General features: G+C 55.9%; 1 protein-coding gene. It reads right to left on the bottom strand.

Features of this window, described 5'->3' with window-relative positions; translation table 11 throughout:
• Nucleotides 1-34 precede the first annotated feature (34 nt).
• A complete protein-coding gene (locus tag E1919_RS27140) occupies nucleotides 35-1,012 on the bottom strand; it encodes an IS110 family RNA-guided transposase (RefSeq protein ID WP_162056528.1) in 978 nt (325 codons plus the stop codon).
• Between the last annotated feature and the right edge of the window lie 261 nt (nucleotides 1,013-1,273).

Raw genomic sequence — 1,273 nt, forward strand, 5'->3', positions numbered from 1 at the left:
TCGAAATGAACTGTGTTTAAAAGCAATATTTTGCTTATGATTTTTCCATGTAATACTCTCCTTTGGTAGCGATGGCAAAAGCCTGCTTTATGAGTTTGTTTGCCACAGCTATAAGTGCCAGCCGCTTTGCCTTTCCTTTTGTCACCAGCCGCTCATATAGCTCTTTGCAAGCCTTGTTGCACCTGATGGCTGACCAGGAACACACATAGAGCACCGCCCTTGCCCGACTCATGCCCATCTTGCAGATGCGGCTCCTGCCCCTCACGCTGCTGCCCGACTCGTATATCCTCGGGCTCAGGCCCAGGTAGCTGACCAGCTGCTTGTAGTGGGCAAACCTGGTGAAGCCGCCTGTGACGAGGATGAGCAGCAGGGTGCTCTTCTTTCCCAAGCCGGGGATGCTGCTGACCTGCTCGTAGAGCTGCTGGTGATGCTCCCTTATCAGCAGCTCCATCCGCTCCTCCACCTGCTGCTTTTCCTTCTCGGCCTGCCTTACCATCCGCTCCAGGCTCTGCCGCGCCTGCCGGCTCACGTGCGGGGCCTGCTGCAAGGCCTCCAACTGCCGCTCGTGCTGGTGCAGTGTCTTCTGCAGCCCCTCGGCCACGGTTTGCAGCTGCTTTAGTTCCACCACGTGCGCCGCCTCCGGCTCCCACGGAGCCGGCTGCTCTGCCTGGCCGTAGCGGGCTATCATCACCGCGTCCTTCTTGTCCGTCTTGGCCCGCGTCAGGCGCATTTGGCAGAAGCGGCGAATCACCAGCGGGTTGACAACACTCACCATCACACCCTTTGCGTGCAGGAAGCCGGCCAGGCGCAAGTAGTAAGGGCCGGAGGCCTCCATCACCACCCGGCAGGCCGCCGGCTCCTTTATTTCCTGAAACAGCCGCTCAAAGCCGGCCTCTTCGTTTCCCAGCTGCAGGTGGCGGTGCTTGCCTCCTGCCACGGGTAGGGCCGCGTCAAAGAAGTCCTTGGAGATGTCGATGCCCACGCATGCTACTTGTTTTTCAGCATATTCCATATCTTTGCGTTTAGAAGTTGAAGGAAGAACTGCTTTTCTCTCTTATCAATCCTACATGCAGGCTCCGGGCCTAATGAACTGTTCAAGATGGGAGAAGCAGGGGGAAAAGGGGCTGGCATTTCGAACGGCCTCCTACGACCAATGACAAACAGCTGCCTTACTCTTTTCCCCTTCTTCTTTTGCTTTTAAAGCTACAGACTCAGCCCTTCTTTGTAAAGACTATTTTAGGACTCTTGCACATCCATTCAAAGATAGGATGAC

The organism is Pontibacter pamirensis (assembly GCF_010015475.1).
GTDB lineage: Bacteria > Bacteroidota > Bacteroidia > Cytophagales > Hymenobacteraceae > Pontibacter > Pontibacter pamirensis.